Below are 17,294 nucleotides of genomic sequence, written 5' to 3'. Positions count from 1 at the left end.
GGAGAGAAAGCAATGAAAGCTCTGCTCGATCTATTCAAGCAAGTCCAACAGGAAGAAGTTTTCGACGCGATCAAGATCGGTCTGGCCTCGCCCGACAAGATCCGTTCGTGGTCGTTCGGTGAAGTGAAGAAGCCGGAGACCATCAACTACCGTACGTTCAAGCCGGAACGCGATGGTCTGTTCTGCGCGAAGATCTTCGGGCCGATCAAGGACTACGAGTGCCTGTGCGGCAAGTACAAGCGCCTGAAGCACCGCGGCGTGATCTGCGAGAAGTGCGGCGTCGAAGTGACGCTGGCGAAGGTGCGTCGCGAGCGGATGGGCCACATCGAGCTGGCCTCGCCGGTCGCGCACATCTGGTTCCTGAAGTCGCTGCCGTCGCGTCTGGGCATGGTGCTCGACATGACGCTGCGCGACATCGAGCGCGTGCTGTACTTCGAAGCGTACGTGGTGATCGAACCGGGCATGACGCCGCTGAAGGCGCGGCAGATCATGACCGAAGAGGATTACTACAACAAGGTCGAGGAATACGGCGACGAATTCCGTGCCGAAATGGGCGCGGAAGGCGTGCGTGAACTGCTGCGCGCGATCAACATCGACGAGCAGGTCGAGACGCTGCGCACCGAGCTGAAGAACACCGGCTCGGAAGCGAAGATCAAGAAGTACGCGAAGCGCCTGAAGGTCCTCGAGGCATTCCAGCGTTCGGGCATCAAGCCCGAGTGGATGATCCTCGAAGTGCTGCCGGTGCTGCCGCCGGAACTGCGTCCGCTCGTGCCGCTCGACGGCGGCCGTTTCGCGACGTCGGACCTGAACGACCTGTATCGCCGCGTGATCAACCGTAACAACCGGTTGAAGCGTCTGCTCGAGCTGAAGGCGCCTGAAATCATCGTCCGCAACGAAAAGCGGATGCTGCAGGAAGCCGTCGACTCGCTGCTCGACAACGGTCGTCGCGGCAAGGCGATGACGGGCGCGAACAAGCGTCCGCTGAAGTCGCTCGCCGACATGATCAAGGGCAAGGGCGGTCGTTTCCGTCAGAACCTGCTGGGCAAGCGCGTCGACTACTCGGGCCGTTCGGTCATCGTGGTCGGCCCGACGCTGAAGCTGCACCAGTGCGGTCTGCCGAAGCTGATGGCGCTCGAGCTGTTCAAGCCGTTCATCTTCAACAAGCTGGAAGTGATGGGCGTCGCTACGACCATCAAGGCTGCGAAGAAGGAAGTCGAGAACCAGACGCCGGTGGTGTGGGACATCCTCGAAGAGGTGATCCGCGAGCACCCGGTGATGCTGAACCGTGCGCCGACGCTGCACCGTCTCGGTATCCAGGCGTTCGAGCCGGTGCTGATCGAAGGCAAGGCAATCCAGCTGCACCCGCTCGTCTGCGCGGCGTTCAACGCCGACTTCGACGGTGACCAGATGGCCGTTCACGTGCCGCTGTCGCTCGAAGCGCAGATGGAAGCGCGCACGCTGATGCTCGCGTCGAACAACGTGCTGTTCCCGGCCAACGGCGATCCGTCGATCGTGCCGTCGCAGGATATCGTGCTGGGTCTGTACTACGCGACCCGCGAAGCGGTCAACGGCAAGGGCGAAGGCCTGTCGTTCACGGGCGTGTCGGAAGTCATCCGCGCGTACGAGAACAAGGAAGTCGAGCTGGCCTCGCGCGTCAACGTGCGGATCACCGAAATGGTCCACAACGAAGACAAGTCGGAAGGCGCGCCGCCGTTCGTGCCGAAGATCACGCTGTACGCGACGACCGTCGGCCGCGCGATCCTGTCGGAGATCCTGCCGCACGGCCTGCCGTTCTCGGTGCTGAACAAGCCGCTGAAGAAGAAGGAAATCTCGCGCCTGATCAACACGGCGTTCCGCAAGTGCGGTCTGCGTGCGACGGTGGTGTTCGCCGACCAGCTGATGCAGTCGGGTTTCCGTCTCGCGACGCGTGCCGGCATCTCGATCTGCGTGGACGACATGCTCGTGCCGCCGCAGAAGGAAACGATCGTCGGCGACGCCGCGAAGAAGGTGAAGGAGTACGACCGCCAGTACATGTCGGGTCTCGTCACCGCGCAGGAACGCTACAACAACGTGGTCGACATCTGGTCGGCAACGTCGGAAGCGGTCGGCAAGGCGATGATGGAGCAGTTGTCGACGGAGCCGGTGACGGACCGCGACGGCAACGAGACGCGCCAGGAGTCGTTCAACTCGATCTACATGATGGCCGACTCGGGCGCCCGGGGTTCGGCGGTTCAGATTCGTCAGCTGGCCGGTATGCGCGGCCTGATGGCGAAGCCAGACGGCTCGATTATCGAGACGCCGATTACCGCGAACTTCCGCGAAGGTCTGAACGTGTTGCAGTACTTCATCTCGACCCACGGTGCACGTAAGGGTCTGGCTGATACGGCACTGAAGACCGCGAACTCGGGTTACCTGACGCGTCGTCTGGTCGACGTCACGCAGGATCTGGTCGTGGTGGAAGACGATTGCGGCACGTCGAACGGCGTGGCGATGAAGGCGCTGGTCGAAGGCGGTGAAGTCGTCGAAGCGCTGCGCGACCGTATCCTCGGCCGCGTCGCGGTCGCGGACGTCGTGAATCCGGAAACGCAGGAAACGCTGTACGAATCGGGCACGCTGCTCGACGAAACGGCGGTCGAGGAAATCGAACGCCTCGGCATCGACGAAGTGCGCGTGCGCACGCCGCTGACCTGCGAAACGCGTTACGGCCTGTGCGCAGCCTGCTACGGCCGCGATCTCGGCCGCGGCTCGCTCGTGAACGTCGGCGAAGCAGTCGGCGTGATCGCGGCGCAGTCGATCGGTGAACCGGGCACGCAGCTGACGATGCGTACGTTCCACATCGGTGGTGCGGCATCGCGTGCGGCAGTGGCTTCGTCGGTCGAAGCGAAGAGCAACGGTATCGTCCGCTTCACGGCGACGATGCGCTACGTCACGAACGCGAAGGGCGAGCAGATCGTCATTTCCCGTTCGGGCGAAGCGATGATCACCGACGACTTCGGTCGCGAGCGCGAACGTCACAAAGTGCCGTACGGCGCGACGCTGCTGCAGCTCGACGGCGCGACCATCAAGGCCGGCACGCAGCTCGCCACGTGGGACCCGCTGACGCGTCCGATCATCACCGAGTACGGTGGTACGGTGAAGTTCGAGAACGTCGAGGAAGGCGTGACCGTCGCGAAGCAGATCGACGACGTGACCGGCCTGTCGACGCTGGTCGTGATCGACGTGAAGCGCCGCGGTTCGCAGGCTTCGAAGAGCGTGCGTCCGCAGGTGAAGCTGCTCGACGCGAACGGCGAGGAAGTGAAGATTCCGGGCACGGAGCACGCAGTGCAGATCGGCTTCCAGGTCGGCGCACTGATCACCGTGAAGGATGGCCAGCAGGTGCAGGTCGGTGAAGTGCTCGCACGTATCCCGACGGAAGCGCAGAAGACGCGTGACATTACCGGCGGTCTGCCGCGGGTGGCGGAACTGTTCGAAGCGCGTTCGCCGAAGGATGCCGGCATTCTCGCGGAAGTCACCGGTACGACGTCGTTCGGCAAGGACACGAAGGGCAAGCAGCGTCTCGTCATCACGGACCTCGAGGGCAACCAGCACGAGTTCCTGATCGCGAAGGAAAAGCAGGTTCTGGTTCACGATGCCCAGGTCGTCAACAAGGGCGAAATGATCGTGGACGGTCCGGCCGATCCGCACGACATCCTGCGTCTGCAGGGTATCGAGGCGCTGTCGCGCTACATCGTCGACGAAGTGCAGGACGTGTACCGTCTGCAGGGCGTGAAGATCAACGACAAGCACATCGAGGTGATCGTTCGCCAGATGCTGCGTCGTGTGCAGATCACCGACAACGGCGATACGCGCTTCATCCCGGGCGAACAGGTCGAGCGTTCCGACATGCTGGACGAGAACGATCGCATGATCGCCGAGGGCAAGCGTCCGGCTTCGTACGACAACGTGCTGCTCGGTATCACGAAGGCATCGCTGTCGACCGACTCGTTCATCTCCGCGGCATCGTTCCAGGAAACGACCCGCGTGCTGACCGAAGCGGCGATCATGGGCAAGCGCGACGATCTGCGCGGCCTGAAGGAAAACGTAATCGTCGGCCGTCTGATTCCGGCTGGTACGGGTCTCGCGTTCCACAAGGCACGCAAGGCGAAGGAATCGTCGGATCGCGAGCGTTTCGACCAGATCGCAGCGGAAGAGGCATTCGACTTTGGCACGCCGAGCGCGCCGGCAGAAGAGCCGCAACACCCGGCAGCCGAGTAAGCGCGGCGCGGCGCAAGCCGCGTCGCCTTGCTATCATCGCTGTCACCGAAACCGCCCGGTTCTGCCGGGCGGTTTTTTTTCATCCTTCGTTCACGCGCATGACGTGCCTGCGCCGCGCCGGGGCATGCCCCGCGAACGCGTCCAGCATGGCCGCGGCAGGCCCGTGATGCCCGCGAACGAACCCTGACCGAACGTCCAACGTCGCGCGATTCGCCACGCGTCGCGCGAGCGGGTTGTTAAAATTGCGTTCATCGCTTAGCCGTCCCTGTTCCTATTCATGTCCCGCGCCCTCGAAATACTCGACGAAGTCTTTGGTTATTCCGCCTTTCGCGGCCAGCAGGGCGAGATCGTCGAGCACGTCGCCGGCGGCGGCGATTGTCTCGTGCTGATGCCGACCGGCGGCGGCAAGTCGCTGTGCTACCAGATTCCCGCGCTGCTGCGCCGAGAGGCCGGGCAGGGCGCCGGCATCGTCGTGTCGCCGCTGATCGCGCTGATGCAGGACCAGGTCGCAGCGTTGAGCGAAGTCGGCGTGCGCGCGGCCTACCTGAATTCGACGCTGTCGGGCGCCGAGGCCGCGGCCACCGAGCGCGCGCTGCGCGAAGGCGAAATCGACCTGCTGTACGTCGCGCCGGAGCGCTTGATGACGGGGCGCTTCCTCGAGCTGCTCGAGCGCGCGAAGATCGGCCTGTTCGCAATCGACGAAGCGCACTGCGTGTCGCAATGGGGGCACGATTTCCGCCCGGAATACATCCAGCTGTCGGTGTTGCACGAGCGCTTCCCGTCGGTGCCGCGCATCGCGCTGACCGCTACGGCCGATGCGATCACGCGCGACGAGATCATCCATCGTCTCGCGCTCGACGACGCGCGCGTGTTCGTGTCGAGCTTCGACCGCCCGAACATCCGCTACCGGATCGTCGAAAAGGACAACGCGCGCTCGCAGTTGCTCGACTTCATCCGTGCCGAGCACACGAATGCCGACGGCACGACGGACGCGGGCGTCGTCTATTGCCTGTCGCGCCGCAAGGTCGAGGAAACGGCCGAATGGCTGAAGGCCCAGGGCGTGCGCGCGCTGCCGTATCACGCGGGGATGGAGTTCGAGGTGCGGCAGAAGCACCAGGAAATGTTCCAGCGCGAGGAAGGCATCGTGATGTGCGCGACGATCGCGTTCGGCATGGGTATCGACAAGCCCGACGTACGCTTCGTCGCGCACCTCGATTTACCGAAGAGCGTCGAAGGCTATTACCAGGAAACCGGGCGCGCGGGTCGTGACGGGATGCCTGCCAACGCGTGGATGGCGTATGGCCTCGGCGACGTCGTCCAGCAGCGCAAGATGATCGACGAATCCGATGCGGACGACGCGCACAAGCGCGTGCAGACGTCGAAGCTCGACGCGCTGCTCGGGTTGTGCGAAACGATCTCGTGCCGCCGCGTGCGGCTGCTGAATTACTTCGGCGAGGCGAGCCAGCCGTGCGGCAACTGCGACACGTGCCTCGAGCCGCCCGCTTCGTGGGACGCGACGCGCGAGGCGCAGATGGCGCTGTCGTGCGTGTTCCGCGCACAGCGCGCGAGCGGCTTCAATTTCGGCTCGAGCCACCTGATCGAGATCCTGCGCGGCGGGCGCACCGAGAAGGTGTTGCAGCGGGGCCACGATCAGCTCAGCACGTTCGGCATCGGCGCGGCGCTGTCCGAGCCCGAGTGGCGCGCGATTTTCCGGCAACTGGTCGCGTACGGCTACCTGGCGGTCGACCATGGCGGCTTCGGCGCGCTGATGCTGACCGAGGCCGCGAAGCCCGTGCTGAAGAACGAGGAAAAAGTCACGCTGCGCCGCTACGTGAAGCCGCAGCGCACCCGCCAGTCGTCGAGCCGCAGCGGCACGCGCGTCGACCCGACGGCCGGCATGGGCGCCCGCGAGCGCGCACGGTGGGACGCGCTGCGCGCATGGCGCGCGGAAACCGCGAAGACGGACGGCGTGCCGGCCTACGTGATCTTCCACGACGCGACGCTCGCCGAAATCGCGCGCAACGCGCCGGAGACGATCGAAGACCTGCGGCACATCCCCGGCATGGGCGTGCGCAAGCTGGAACGCTTCGGCGACGAGATCATCGACGTCGTCGAATCGGCCTGACACAGCGTTCCGACCCCTCCTGTAAACCACGGGATCAGCCGGCAAATCACGCAAGCCGTTGACTTAGTTGGTATTTCCGGAATATCATGCTGGGTTCCGGTATTCGGTGGGCCGAGTCGCGTTCGACAGTTCGCACCCGATTCGCCGGTTCGGAAGTCAACTGTGCGTCGATTCTCGCTTTGCCCGAAATCGGCGTGCAGATTTTGTTCAATTTCAGGAATAAACAATGCCAACCATCAACCAACTGGTTCGCAAAGGCCGTCAGTCGGAAACGACGAAGAGCAAGAGCCCGGCCCTGCAGGACTGCCCCCAGCGTCGCGGCGTGTGCACCCGTGTGTACACGACGACGCCGAAGAAGCCTAACTCGGCACTCCGTAAGGTTGCCAAGGTTCGTCTGACGAACGGCTTCGAAGTGATTTCGTACATCGGCGGTGAAGGCCACAACCTGCAGGAACACTCGGTTGTGCTGATCCGCGGCGGCCGTGTGAAGGACTTGCCGGGTGTGCGTTACCACATGGTTCGCGGCTCGCTGGATACCCAGGGCGTCAAGGACCGTAAGCAAGCGCGTTCGAAGTACGGCGCGAAGCGTGCAAAGGCTGCCAAGTAAGCAGTTTTTGATCAGGGATCGCCGCAGGGCGGTCAAGGCGGGAGTGCCGGATTGCCGGTGCTGTCGAGTAAGTGGTCACCCGGCCAAGCTGGTTAGTCGTGAAGATGTGATCGGGTTTGTTGGTGGCCGCGGAGCTGAATCCAGCTCCAACTGAACAAGTAAAGGAAGAATCATGCCGCGTCGTCGCGAAGTCCCCAAGCGGGAAGTGTTGCCGGATCCGAAGTTCGGTAACGTTGATGTTGCCAAGTTCATGAACATGCTGATGCTGTCCGGCAAGAAGTCGGTCGCAGAGCGCATCGTTTATGGCGCATTCGAACAAATCCAGACCAAGGGTGGCAAGGACCCGCTGGAAGTGTTCACGGTTGCGCTCAACAACGTGAAGCCGGTGGTCGAAGTGAAGAGCCGTCGCGTTGGTGGTGCCAACTATCAAGTTCCGGTCGAAGTGCGCCCGTCGCGTCGTATGGCATTGGCGATGCGCTGGCTGCGTGAGGCTGCGAAGAAGCGCAGCGAGAAGTCGATGGCCCTGCGTCTGGCAGGTGAACTCTCCGAAGCGGCCGAAGGCCGTGGCGGCGCGATGAAGAAGCGCGACGAAGTTCACCGCATGGCAGAAGCCAACCGCGCGTTCTCGCATTTCCGTTTCTAAGCGCCTGGCTGGGCTGTTTGCGGAAATAAATTCCGGGCGGGTGCGCTTTTCAGGCGCCTCGCCCGTTTGTGTTGAGGCGTGATGCAGCAGGGCTGCATCACGTCATCCCAGTAGAGGATCAAAGTGGCTCGCAAGACTCCTATCGAGCGCTACCGCAATATCGGTATTAGCGCTCACATCGACGCCGGCAAAACGACGACGACCGAGCGCATTCTGTTTTACACCGGTGTGAACCACAAGATCGGTGAAGTCCACGACGGCGCAGCCACGATGGACTGGATGGAGCAGGAACAAGAGCGTGGCATCACGATCACGTCCGCTGCTACCACGGCCTTCTGGAAGGGCATGGGCGGCAACTATCCGGAACACCGCATCAACATCATCGACACCCCGGGCCACGTCGACTTCACGATCGAAGTGGAACGCTCGATGCGCGTGCTCGACGGCGCATGCATGGTGTACTGCGCAGTGGGCGGCGTGCAGCCGCAGTCGGAAACGGTGTGGCGCCAGGCGAACAAGTACAAGGTGCCGCGTCTCGCGTTCGTCAACAAGATGGACCGTACCGGCGCGAACTTCTTCAAGGTCTACGACCAGCTCCGTCTGCGCCTGAAGGCGAACCCGGTTCCGGTCGTGGTGCCGATCGGCGCGGAAGAAAACTTCAAGGGCGTCGTCGACCTGATCAAGATGAAGGCGATCATTTGGGACGAAGCGTCGCAAGGCACGAAGTTCGACTACGTCGACATCCCGGCCGAGCTCGCGGAGACCTGCAAGGAATGGCGCGAAAAGATGGTCGAAGTGGCTGCCGAAGCCAGCGAAGACCTGATGAACAAGTACCTGGAAGAAGGCGATCTGCCGGAAGCCGACATCGTCAAGGCGCTGCGTGATCGTACGATCGCGTGCGAAATCCAGCCGATGCTGTGCGGTACCGCGTTCAAGAACAAGGGCGTGCAGCGCATGCTCGACGCCGTGATCGATTTCCTGCCGTCGCCGGTCGACATCCCGCCGGTCAAGGGCGAACTCGAAAACGGCGAAGAAGCAGAGCGCAAGGCGTCGGACGAAGAGAAGTTCTCGTCGCTCGCGTTCAAGATCATGACCGACCCGTTCGTCGGCCAGCTGATCTTCTTCCGTGTGTACTCGGGCGTCGTCAACTCGGGCGACACGCTGCTGAACTCGACCAAGGGCAAGAAGGAACGCCTCGGCCGTATTCTGCAGATGCACGCGAACCAGCGTGAAGAAATCAAGGAAGTCCGTGCGGGCGACATCGCCGCAGCGGTCGGCCTGAAGGAAGCAACCACGGGCGACACGCTGTGCGACCCGGCGAACCCGATCGTTCTCGAACGCATGGTGTTCCCGGAGCCGGTGATTTCGCAGGCAGTCGAGCCGAAGACCAAGGCCGACCAGGAAAAGATGGGCCTCGCACTGAACCGTCTGGCTCAGGAAGACCCGTCGTTCCGCGTGCAGACCGACGAAGAGTCGGGCCAGACCATCATTTCGGGCATGGGCGAGCTCCACCTCGAAATTCTGGTCGACCGGATGAAGCGTGAATTCGGCGTGGAAGCGACCGTCGGCAAGCCGCAGGTTGCGTACCGCGAAACGATCCGTTCGACGGCGAAGGATGTCGACGGCAAGTTCGTCAAGCAGTCGGGTGGTCGCGGCCAGTACGGTCACGCGGTCATCACGCTCGAGCCGAACGAACAAGGCAAGGGCTACGAGTTCTTCGACGAGATCAAGGGTGGTGTGATTCCGCGTGAATACATCCCGGCGGTCGACAAGGGTATCCAGGACACGCTGAAGTCGGGCGTGCTGGCTGGCTTCCCGGTCGTCGACGTGAAGGTTCACCTGACGTTCGGTTCGTACCACGACGTTGACTCGAACGAAAACGCGTTCCGCATGGCCGGTTCGATGGCGTTCAAGGAAGCGATGCGCAAGGCGAACCCGGTCGTCCTCGAGCCGATGATGGCTGTCGAAGTCGAGACGCCGGAAGACTACATGGGCAACGTGATGGGCGACCTGTCGGGCCGTCGCGGCATCGTCCAGGGCATGGAAGACATGGTTGGCGGCGGCAAGATCGTGCGCGCCGAAGTGCCGCTGTCGGAAATGTTCGGTTACTCGACGTCGCTGCGTTCGCTGACGCAAGGTCGTGCAACGTACACGATGGAGTTCAAGCACTACGCTGAAGCTCCGCGCAACGTTGCTGAAGCGATCATCAGCGCGAAGTCGAAGTAAATCTGTAGCTACCCACCGATAATTTTTGAAAGAAGAGAATCATGGCAAAAGGTAAATTTGAGCGGACCAAGCCGCACGTGAACGTTGGTACGATTGGTCACGTTGACCACGGCAAGACGACGCTGACGGCAGCGATCACGACGGTGCTGACGAAGAAGTTCGGCGGCGAAGCGAAGGCATACGACCAGATCGACGCGGCACCGGAAGAAAAGGCGCGCGGCATCACGATCAACACGGCACACGTCGAGTACGAAACGGCTAACCGCCACTACGCACACGTCGACTGCCCGGGCCACGCTGACTATGTGAAGAACATGATCACGGGCGCAGCGCAGATGGACGGCGCGATCCTGGTTTGCTCGGCAGCAGACGGCCCGATGCCGCAAACGCGTGAGCACATCCTGCTGGCGCGTCAGGTTGGCGTTCCGTACATCATCGTGTTCCTGAACAAGTGCGACATGGTTGACGACGCGGAACTGCTCGAGCTGGTCGAGATGGAAGTTCGCGAACTCCTGTCGAAGTACGACTTCCCGGGCGACGACACGCCGATCGTGAAGGGTTCGGCGAAGCTGGCGCTGGAAGGCGACACGGGCGAGCTGGGCGAAGTGGCGATCATGAGCCTGGCCGACGCGCTGGACACGTACATCCCGACGCCGGAGCGTGCAGTTGACGGCGCGTTCCTGATGCCGGTGGAAGACGTGTTCTCGATCTCGGGCCGCGGTACGGTGGTGACGGGTCGTGTCGAGCGCGGCATCGTGAAGGTCGGCGAGGAAATCGAAATCGTCGGTATCAAGCCGACGGTGAAGACGACCTGCACGGGCGTTGAAATGTTCCGCAAGCTGCTGGACCAAGGTCAGGCAGGCGACAACGTGGGTATCCTGCTGCGCGGCACGAAGCGTGAAGACGTGGAGCGTGGCCAGGTTCTGGCGAAGCCGGGTTCGATCACGCCGCACACGCACTTCACGGCTGAAGTGTACGTGCTGAGCAAGGACGAAGGCGGCCGTCACACGCCGTTCTTCAACAACTACCGTCCGCAGTTCTACTTCCGTACGACGGACGTGACGGGCTCGATCGAGCTGCCGAAGGACAAGGAAATGGTGATGCCGGGCGACAACGTGTCGATCACGGTGAAGCTGATCGCTCCGATCGCGATGGAAGAAGGTCTGCGCTTCGCAATCCGCGAAGGCGGCCGTACCGTCGGCGCCGGCGTCGTCGCCAAGATCATCGAGTAATATCGACGATCCGCGGATCCCGACGGGGTCCGCGATTCCCGCGGTACGCGGTTGTACCGTCGAAACCGGGTGCCCAGCTTGCGCTGGCGCCCGGTTTTGTTTTTCCGGCGGCGCGTTGCGCGCACCAAGAAACACGCAACACTGCTTCAGAATTTCGTGTAGAATCGCGGGCTTAGCAGTGGAAGTACTGTCCGGAACCTGATGCTTCGCTCCCCGCTGGCGTCATGTTTCACGTTCTTTTAGTGTCCGGCGATGCAACATCGCCTCGCTCTTTTCAAGGAATTGTCATGCAGCAACAGAAAATCCGCATTCGCCTGAAGGCATTCGACTATCGTCTGATCGATCAATCGGCTGCCGAAATCGTCGATACCGCGAAGCGGACTGGCGCAATCGTCCGTGGCCCGGTGCCGCTGCCGACGCGCATTCAGCGTTTTGACATCCTGCGTTCGCCGCACGTCAACAAGACGTCGCGCGATCAGCTCGAAATCCGTACCCACCAGCGCCTGATGGACATCGTCGACCCGACGGACAAGACCGTTGACGCGCTGATGAAGCTCGACCTGCCGGCTGGCGTCGACGTGGAAATCAAGCTGCAGTAAGGCTTCCGGCGCCGGTCGGTCCGCCGGGCGGTGCTAAGTCTTTGTATTGCTTGCGGAAATCGGAAAGTCGGGCTATACTGCTTGGCTTTTCGCGTATTCGCGTAAAAAAGTTGGGCCTTGCGTGCCCGGCATTTTGTAAATCAGCCCCGACCAATCGCAGTCGGGAATGGAGAAAATGATGAGCCTTGGACTCGTAGGTCGCAAGGTTGGCATGACCCGTATCTTCACGGCTGAAGGGGATTCGATTCCCGTCACCGTGCTGGACGTGTCGGACAACCGCGTGACGCAGATCAAGACTGTTGAAACCGACGGCTACACGGCCGTGCAGGTTGCATTCGGCTCCCGCCGCGCATCGCGCGTGACGAAGCCGCTGGCAGGTCATCTCGCCAAAGCCGGTGTCGAAGCCGGTGAAATCCTCAAGGAATTCCGCATTGACGCGGCCAAGGCAGCCGAGCTGTCGAATGGCGCCGTGGTCGGTGCAGATCTTTTCGAAGTGGGCCAGAAGGTCGACGTGCAAGGCGTGTCGATCGGTAAGGGCTACGCCGGTACGATCAAGCGTTACAACTTCTCCTCCGGCCGTGCCACGCACGGTAACTCGCGCTCGCACAACGTGCCGGGCTCGATCGGTATGGCGCAGGATCCGGGTCGTGTTTTCCCGGGTAAACGCATGACGGGTCACATGGGTGACGTGACGGTGACGGTGCAGAACCTCGAAATCGCTCGTATCGACGCAGAGCGCAAGCTGCTGCTCGTGAAGGGTGCGATTCCGGGCGCGAAGGGCGGCAAGGTCTTCGTGACGCCGGCCGTCAAGACCAAGGGGGCGAAATAATGGAACTCAAGCTCCTGAACGAAAATGGTCAGGAAGGTGCAGTGGTCAACGCATCGGACGTCGTGTTCGGTCGTGACTACAACGAAGCGCTGATCCACCAGGTCGTCGTCGCTTACCAGGCGAATGCTCGCCAGGGTAACCGCGCACAGAAGGACCGTGAGCAAGTCAAGCACACGACCAAGAAGCCGTGGCGCCAGAAGGGTACGGGCCGCGCTCGTGCCGGTATGTCGTCGAGCCCGCTGTGGCGTGGCGGTGGTCGTATCTTCCCGAATTCGCCGGAAGAAAACTTCTCGCACAAGGTCAACAAGAAGATGCATCGCGCAGGTCTCTGCTCGATCTTCTCGCAGCTGGCCCGTGAAGGCCGTCTGTCGGTCGTCGAGGACATCATCCTCGAAGCGCCGAAGACCAAGCTGCTGGCCGACAAATTCAAGACCATGGGTCTCGACTCCGTGCTGATCATCACCGACACGGTCGACGAGAACCTGTACCTGGCTTCGCGCAACCTGCCGCACGTGGCGATTGTCGAGCCGCGCTACGCTGACCCGCTGTCGCTGATCTACTTCAAGAAAGTGCTGGTCACGAAGGCTGCGGTCGCCCAGATCGAGGAGTTGCTGTCATGAGCGAGATTCGCAAGAACGATCATCGTTTGATGCAGGTCCTGCTCGCACCGGTGATCTCGGAAAAGGCGACGCTGGTTGCCGACAAGAACGAGCAAGTCGTGTTCGAAGTCGCACCGGATGCCACGAAGCAGGAAGTGAAGGCGGCTGTCGAGCTGCTGTTCAAGGTTGAAGTTGATTCGGTCAACGTGCTGGTTCAGAAGGGCAAGCAAAAGCGCTTCGGCCGTTCGATGGGCCGCCGCAAGGACGTGAAGAAGGCGTACGTTTGCCTGAAGCCCGGCCAGGAAATCAACTTTGAAGCGGAGGCCAAGTAATCATGGCAATCGTTAAAGTTAAGCCGACATCGCCGGGTCGCCGCGCGATGGTCAAGGTGGTCAACAAGAACCTGCACCAGGGCAAGCCGTTCGCGGCGCTGCTCGACTCGCAGAGCTCGACCGCCGGCCGTAACAACAACGGTCGTATCACCACGCGTCACAAGGGTGGTGGTCACAAGCAGCACTATCGTATCGTCGATTTCCGTCGCACGAAGGATGGCATCCCGGCAAAGGTCGAGCGTCTCGAGTACGACCCGAACCGCAGCGCGAACATCGCGCTGGTGCTCTACGCAGACGGCGAACGTCGCTACATCATCGCCCCGAAGGGCCTGACCGTCGGCCAACAGCTGATGTCGGGTTCGGAAGCGCCGATCCGTGCAGGCAACACGCTGCCGATCCGCAACATTCCGGTCGGTACGACGATCCACTGCATCGAGATGCTGCCGGGCAAGGGCGCGCAAATGGCGCGTTCGGCTGGCACGTCGGCCATGCTGCTGGCGCGCGAAGGCGTCTACGCGCAGGTTCGTCTGCGTTCGGGCGAAATCCGCCGCGTGCACATCGAGTGCCGTGCAACGATCGGTGAAGTCGGCAACGAAGAGCATAGCCTGCGCCAGATCGGCAAGGCTGGCGCGAACCGCTGGCGCGGTATCCGCCCGACGGTGCGTGGCGTTGCGATGAACCCGGTTGATCACCCGCACGGTGGTGGTGAGGGCAAGACGGCTGCAGGTCGCGACCCGGTGAGCCCGTGGGGTACGCCGGCTAAGGGTTACCGCACCCGCAGCAACAAGCGCACGACGACGATGATCGTCCAGCGCCGTCACAAGCGTTAAGGAGTAGGCAATGGCACGTTCTGTTAAAAAAGGTCCGTTCTGCGACGCCCATTTGCTGAAGAAAGTTGAGGCGGCTGCAGCTTCGCGCGACAAAAAGCCGATCAAGACCTGGTCGCGTCGCTCGACGATTCTGCCGGATTTCATCGGCCTGACGATCGCTGTTCACAACGGCCGTCAACACGTTCCGGTGTACATCTCGGAAAACATGGTCGGCCACAAGCTTGGCGAGTTCGCACTGACCCGTACGTTCAAGGGTCACGCAGCCGACAAGAAGGCCAAGAAATAAGGGGCAATCAAGATGGAAGTGAAAGCAATTCATCGCGGTGCCCGCATCTCGGCGCAGAAAACGCGCCTTGTGGCTGACCAGATCCGCGGTTTGCCGGTCGACAAGGCGCTGAACGTTCTGACGTTCTCGCCGAAGAAGGCGGCTGGCATCGTGAAGAAGGTTGTGCTGTCGGCAATCGCGAATGCGGAGCACAACGAAGGCGCTGATATCGACGAGCTCAAGATCAAGAGCATCTACGTCGACAAGGCTGCATCGCTCAAGCGTTTCACCGCGCGCGCCAAGGGCCGCGGTAACCGCATCGAGAAGCAATCCTGTCACATCACTGTGACGGTCGGGAATTAAGGAGCCATACGATGGGACAGAAAATTCATCCGACTGGCTTCCGCCTGGCTGTCAGCCGCAATTGGGCTTCGCGTTGGTACGCGAACAACAACAATTTCGCGGCGATGCTGCAGGAAGACATCGGTGTTCGTGAATACCTGAAGAAGAAGCTGAAGAACGCTTCGGTCGGTCGGGTCGTCATCGAGCGTCCGGCGAAGAACGCGCGCATCACGATTTACAGCTCGCGTCCGGGCGTGGTCATCGGCAAGAAGGGCGAGGATATCGAGCAGCTGAAGACGGAACTGCAACGCCGCATGGGCGTGCCGGTTCACGTCAACATCGAAGAAATCCGCAAGCCGGAAACCGATGCTCAGCTGATCGCTGACTCGATCACGCAACAGCTCGAGCGCCGGATCATGTTCCGTCGCGCGATGAAGCGTGCGATGCAGAACGCGATGCGTCTGGGTGCCCAAGGCATCAAGATCATGAGCGCAGGCCGTCTGAACGGTATCGAAATCGCTCGTACGGAGTGGTATCGCGAAGGTCGCGTGCCGCTTCACACGCTGCGTGCTGATATCGACTACGCGACTTCGGAAGCGAAGACGACTTACGGGATCATCGGCGTCAAGGTGTGGGTCTACAAGGGCGATACGCTCGGCCGCAACGACGCACCGGTGGTGGAAGAAGTAGCCGAAGACAAGCGTCCGCGTCGCAATGCGCGTCCGGGCGACCGTCGTCCGCGCCGTGACGGCGAAGGCGGCGCTCCGGGTGCTCGTCGTGGCGCACCGCGCCGCGGCGCCGGCAAGCCCGAAGACGGCAAGACTGGAGAATAACGATGCTGCAACCGAAACGCAGAAAGTATCGTAAAGAGCAGAAGGGTCGTAACACCGGCAAGGCGACGCGCGGCAACGCAGTGTCGTTCGGTGAATTCGGCCTGAAGGCGATCGGTCGCGGTCGTTTGACCGCACGTCAGATTGAAGCGGCGCGTCGTGCAATGACGCGTCACATCAAGCGTGGCGGCCGCATCTGGATCCGGATCTTCCCGGACAAGCCGATTTCGCAGAAGCCGGCCGAAGTGCGTATGGGTAACGGTAAGGGTAACCCGGAGTACTACGTCGCCGAGATTCAGCCGGGCAAGATGCTCTATGAAATGGACGGCGTAACCGAAGAACTGGCACGCGAAGCGTTCCGTCTGGCCGCAGCCAAGCTGCCGCTCAAGACGGCATTCATCGTGCGCCAGCTCGGCGCCTAAGGAGAAAACATGAAGGCTTCCGAACTTCTCCAGAAAGACCAGGCCGCGCTCAACAAGGAGCTGGCGGACCTGCTGAAGGCGCAATTCGGCCTGCGCATGCAACTCGCGACCCAGCAGCTCACGAACACGAGCCAGCTGAAGAAGGTTCGTCGCGACATCGCACGTGTGCGGACCGTCATGACTCAGAAGGCGAACCAGAAATGAACGATAGCGTGAAAACCTCGCTGAAGCGGACGCTGGTCGGTCGGGTCGTCAGCAACAAGATGGACAAGACCGTCACCGTGCTGATCGAGCACCGCGTCAAGCACCCGATCTACGGCAAGTATGTCGTGCGTTCGAAGAAGTACCACGCGCACGATGAAGCGAACACCTACAACGAAGGCGATCTCGTCGAAATCCAGGAAACGCGTCCTGTTTCGAAGACGAAGGCCTGGACGGTGTCGCGCCTCGTCGAAGCCGCTCGCGTCATCTAAGCGGTAGTGCAGTAGGCAGTAACAGGCACTTCTCCACGAAGTGCTTGAAATCGCAAAGTTTTTGCTTGCGGGACCAGGATTATTTGTTATAATCCTGGTCTTCCCTCTTTATGGGAGCCCCGTCGCGGGCGAAGTTGGTGGGGGAAGCGGACTGGCGCCAGCCTGTCCGAAAGATTCACCGAATTGCGATGGCGGGTTTCGTTTGCCGTCGCTGCTGTTCCAACCCAAGCAGCCGATTGGCTGACGGGACCAAGACTGACCGAATGCATCATGGTGGTGCATCCGGATTAAGTTGGGAAAGACAAACCATGATCCAGACCGAATCTCGGCTCGAAGTAGCCGACAACACGGGTGCACGTGAAGTCCTGTGCATCAAGGTGCTCGGCGGCTCGAAGCGTCGTTATGCCGGCATTGGCGACATCATCAAGGTGAGCGTCAAAGAGGCAACGCCGCGCGGGCGCGTGAAGAAAGGCGAAATCTACAACGCCGTGGTGGTTCGCACCGCCAAGGGCGTGCGCCGTCAAGACGGCTCGCTGATCAAGTTCGACGGCAACGCCGCTGTGCTTTTGAATAACAAGCTCGAGCCGATCGGCACCCGTATCTTTGGGCCGGTGACGCGTGAGCTGCGTAGCGAACGATTCATGAAGATCGTTTCGCTGGCGCCGGAAGTGCTGTAAGGAGTCGCG

General features: G+C 61.6%; 18 protein-coding genes. All 18 read left to right on the top strand.

Annotated features, from left to right (window positions below; all coding sequences use genetic code 11):
* Window positions 1–12 precede the first annotated feature (12 nt).
* The 18 genes from rpoC to rplN all read left to right on the top strand — a co-directional run bounded on the left by rpoC (window position 13) and on the right by rplN (window position 17,285).
* Window positions 13–4,254, top strand: a complete 4,242-nt coding sequence (gene rpoC, locus H3O04_RS08420; protein ID WP_011546645.1) for a DNA-directed RNA polymerase subunit beta' — start codon at window positions 13–15, stop codon at window positions 4,252–4,254.
* Between the two features lie 277 nt (window positions 4,255–4,531).
* On the top strand, window positions 4,532–6,379 hold the full coding sequence (recQ, locus tag H3O04_RS08415; RefSeq protein WP_202587496.1) for a DNA helicase RecQ: 1,848 nt from the start codon (window positions 4,532–4,534) through the stop codon (window positions 6,377–6,379).
* A 226-nt stretch (window positions 6,380–6,605) separates the two neighbouring features.
* Window positions 6,606–6,986 (top strand): 30S ribosomal protein S12, encoded by a 381-nt coding sequence (gene rpsL / locus H3O04_RS08410; protein WP_006400662.1) that lies wholly within the window; start codon window positions 6,606–6,608, stop codon window positions 6,984–6,986.
* Between the two features lie 172 nt (window positions 6,987–7,158).
* Window positions 7,159–7,629, top strand: a complete 471-nt coding sequence (rpsG, locus tag H3O04_RS08405) for a 30S ribosomal protein S7 (RefSeq protein WP_006477195.1) — start codon at window positions 7,159–7,161, stop codon at window positions 7,627–7,629.
* Window positions 7,630–7,752: 123 nt separating this feature from the next.
* Window positions 7,753–9,855 carry an elongation factor G gene (fusA, locus tag H3O04_RS08400; protein ID WP_006482929.1) on the top strand — a complete coding sequence of 701 codons (2,103 nt, stop codon included), beginning with the start codon at window positions 7,753–7,755 and terminating at the stop codon, window positions 9,853–9,855.
* Between the two features lie 41 nt (window positions 9,856–9,896).
* Window positions 9,897–11,087 carry an elongation factor Tu gene (tuf, locus tag H3O04_RS08395; protein WP_011350666.1) on the top strand — a complete coding sequence of 397 codons (1,191 nt, stop codon included), beginning with the start codon at window positions 9,897–9,899 and terminating at the stop codon, window positions 11,085–11,087.
* A 287-nt stretch (window positions 11,088–11,374) separates the two neighbouring features.
* Entirely contained in the window at window positions 11,375–11,686 is a 312-nt protein-coding gene (gene rpsJ / locus H3O04_RS08390; RefSeq protein ID WP_004199280.1) for a 30S ribosomal protein S10, read from the top strand.
* A 178-nt stretch (window positions 11,687–11,864) separates the two neighbouring features.
* On the top strand, window positions 11,865–12,515 hold the full coding sequence (gene rplC, locus H3O04_RS08385) for a 50S ribosomal protein L3 (RefSeq protein ID WP_006482922.1): 651 nt from the start codon (window positions 11,865–11,867) through the stop codon (window positions 12,513–12,515).
* A complete protein-coding gene (rplD, locus tag H3O04_RS08380) occupies window positions 12,515–13,135 on the top strand; it encodes a 50S ribosomal protein L4 (RefSeq protein WP_006477192.1) in 621 nt (206 codons plus the stop codon). Before rplC ends, rplD begins: the two co-directional genes overlap by 1 nt.
* The gene (gene rplW, locus H3O04_RS08375; protein WP_004199275.1) at window positions 13,132–13,446 is read left to right on the top strand and encodes a 50S ribosomal protein L23; all 315 of its coding nucleotides are present in this window, start codon (window positions 13,132–13,134) and stop codon (window positions 13,444–13,446) included. The genes rplD and rplW overlap by 4 nt, the downstream gene beginning before the upstream one ends.
* Window positions 13,447–13,448: 2 nt before the next feature.
* A complete protein-coding gene (gene rplB, locus H3O04_RS08370) occupies window positions 13,449–14,276 on the top strand; it encodes a 50S ribosomal protein L2 (RefSeq protein ID WP_006482900.1) in 828 nt (275 codons plus the stop codon).
* Between the two features lie 10 nt (window positions 14,277–14,286).
* Window positions 14,287–14,562 carry a 30S ribosomal protein S19 gene (gene rpsS / locus H3O04_RS08365; protein ID WP_004199273.1) on the top strand — a complete coding sequence of 92 codons (276 nt, stop codon included), beginning with the start codon at window positions 14,287–14,289 and terminating at the stop codon, window positions 14,560–14,562.
* A 12-nt stretch (window positions 14,563–14,574) separates the two neighbouring features.
* Window positions 14,575–14,904, top strand: a complete 330-nt coding sequence (gene rplV / locus H3O04_RS08360; RefSeq protein WP_004199272.1) for a 50S ribosomal protein L22 — start codon at window positions 14,575–14,577, stop codon at window positions 14,902–14,904.
* A gap of 11 nt (window positions 14,905–14,915) precedes the next feature.
* Window positions 14,916–15,716: a 30S ribosomal protein S3 gene (gene rpsC, locus H3O04_RS08355; RefSeq protein WP_006482899.1), complete on the top strand. Its 801-nt coding sequence runs from the start codon at window positions 14,916–14,918 to the stop codon at window positions 15,714–15,716.
* A gap of 2 nt (window positions 15,717–15,718) precedes the next feature.
* Window positions 15,719–16,135: a 50S ribosomal protein L16 gene (gene rplP, locus H3O04_RS08350; protein ID WP_006482873.1), complete on the top strand. Its 417-nt coding sequence runs from the start codon at window positions 15,719–15,721 to the stop codon at window positions 16,133–16,135.
* A 9-nt stretch (window positions 16,136–16,144) separates the two neighbouring features.
* Window positions 16,145–16,339: a 50S ribosomal protein L29 gene (gene rpmC, locus H3O04_RS08345; protein ID WP_006400652.1), complete on the top strand. Its 195-nt coding sequence runs from the start codon at window positions 16,145–16,147 to the stop codon at window positions 16,337–16,339.
* Window positions 16,336–16,608 (top strand): 30S ribosomal protein S17, encoded by a 273-nt coding sequence (gene rpsQ / locus H3O04_RS08340; RefSeq protein ID WP_006477189.1) that lies wholly within the window; start codon window positions 16,336–16,338, stop codon window positions 16,606–16,608. Before rpmC ends, rpsQ begins: the two co-directional genes overlap by 4 nt.
* Window positions 16,609–16,916: 308 nt before the next feature.
* Entirely contained in the window at window positions 16,917–17,285 is a 369-nt protein-coding gene (gene rplN, locus H3O04_RS08335; RefSeq protein ID WP_006482918.1) for a 50S ribosomal protein L14, read from the top strand.
* Window positions 17,286–17,294: the final 9 nt, after the last annotated feature.

This window comes from Burkholderia sp. KCJ3K979 (assembly GCF_016759955.1).
GTDB lineage: Bacteria > Pseudomonadota > Gammaproteobacteria > Burkholderiales > Burkholderiaceae > Burkholderia > Burkholderia orbicola.
This window is presented reverse-complemented; position numbering and strand designations above follow the sequence as displayed.

Coding starts and splice junctions, on each gene's coding strand:
- rpoC (WP_011546645.1), top strand. CDS start 13: ATGAAAGCTCTGCTCGATCTATTCAAGCAAGTCCAACAGGAAGAAGTT.
- recQ (WP_202587496.1), top strand. CDS start 4,532: ATGTCCCGCGCCCTCGAAATACTCGACGAAGTCTTTGGTTATTCCGCC.
- rpsL (WP_006400662.1), top strand. CDS start 6,606: ATGCCAACCATCAACCAACTGGTTCGCAAAGGCCGTCAGTCGGAAACG.
- rpsG (WP_006477195.1), top strand. CDS start 7,159: ATGCCGCGTCGTCGCGAAGTCCCCAAGCGGGAAGTGTTGCCGGATCCG.
- tuf (WP_011350666.1), top strand. CDS start 9,897: ATGGCAAAAGGTAAATTTGAGCGGACCAAGCCGCACGTGAACGTTGGT.
- rpsJ (WP_004199280.1), top strand. CDS start 11,375: ATGCAGCAACAGAAAATCCGCATTCGCCTGAAGGCATTCGACTATCGT.
- rplC (WP_006482922.1), top strand. CDS start 11,865: ATGAGCCTTGGACTCGTAGGTCGCAAGGTTGGCATGACCCGTATCTTC.
- rplD (WP_006477192.1), top strand. CDS start 12,515: ATGGAACTCAAGCTCCTGAACGAAAATGGTCAGGAAGGTGCAGTGGTC.
- rplW (WP_004199275.1), top strand. CDS start 13,132: ATGAGCGAGATTCGCAAGAACGATCATCGTTTGATGCAGGTCCTGCTC.
- rplB (WP_006482900.1), top strand. CDS start 13,449: ATGGCAATCGTTAAAGTTAAGCCGACATCGCCGGGTCGCCGCGCGATG.
- rpsS (WP_004199273.1), top strand. CDS start 14,287: ATGGCACGTTCTGTTAAAAAAGGTCCGTTCTGCGACGCCCATTTGCTG.
- rplV (WP_004199272.1), top strand. CDS start 14,575: ATGGAAGTGAAAGCAATTCATCGCGGTGCCCGCATCTCGGCGCAGAAA.
- rpsC (WP_006482899.1), top strand. CDS start 14,916: ATGGGACAGAAAATTCATCCGACTGGCTTCCGCCTGGCTGTCAGCCGC.
- rplP (WP_006482873.1), top strand. CDS start 15,719: ATGCTGCAACCGAAACGCAGAAAGTATCGTAAAGAGCAGAAGGGTCGT.
- rpmC (WP_006400652.1), top strand. CDS start 16,145: ATGAAGGCTTCCGAACTTCTCCAGAAAGACCAGGCCGCGCTCAACAAG.
- rpsQ (WP_006477189.1), top strand. CDS start 16,336: ATGAACGATAGCGTGAAAACCTCGCTGAAGCGGACGCTGGTCGGTCGG.
- rplN (WP_006482918.1), top strand. CDS start 16,917: ATGATCCAGACCGAATCTCGGCTCGAAGTAGCCGACAACACGGGTGCA.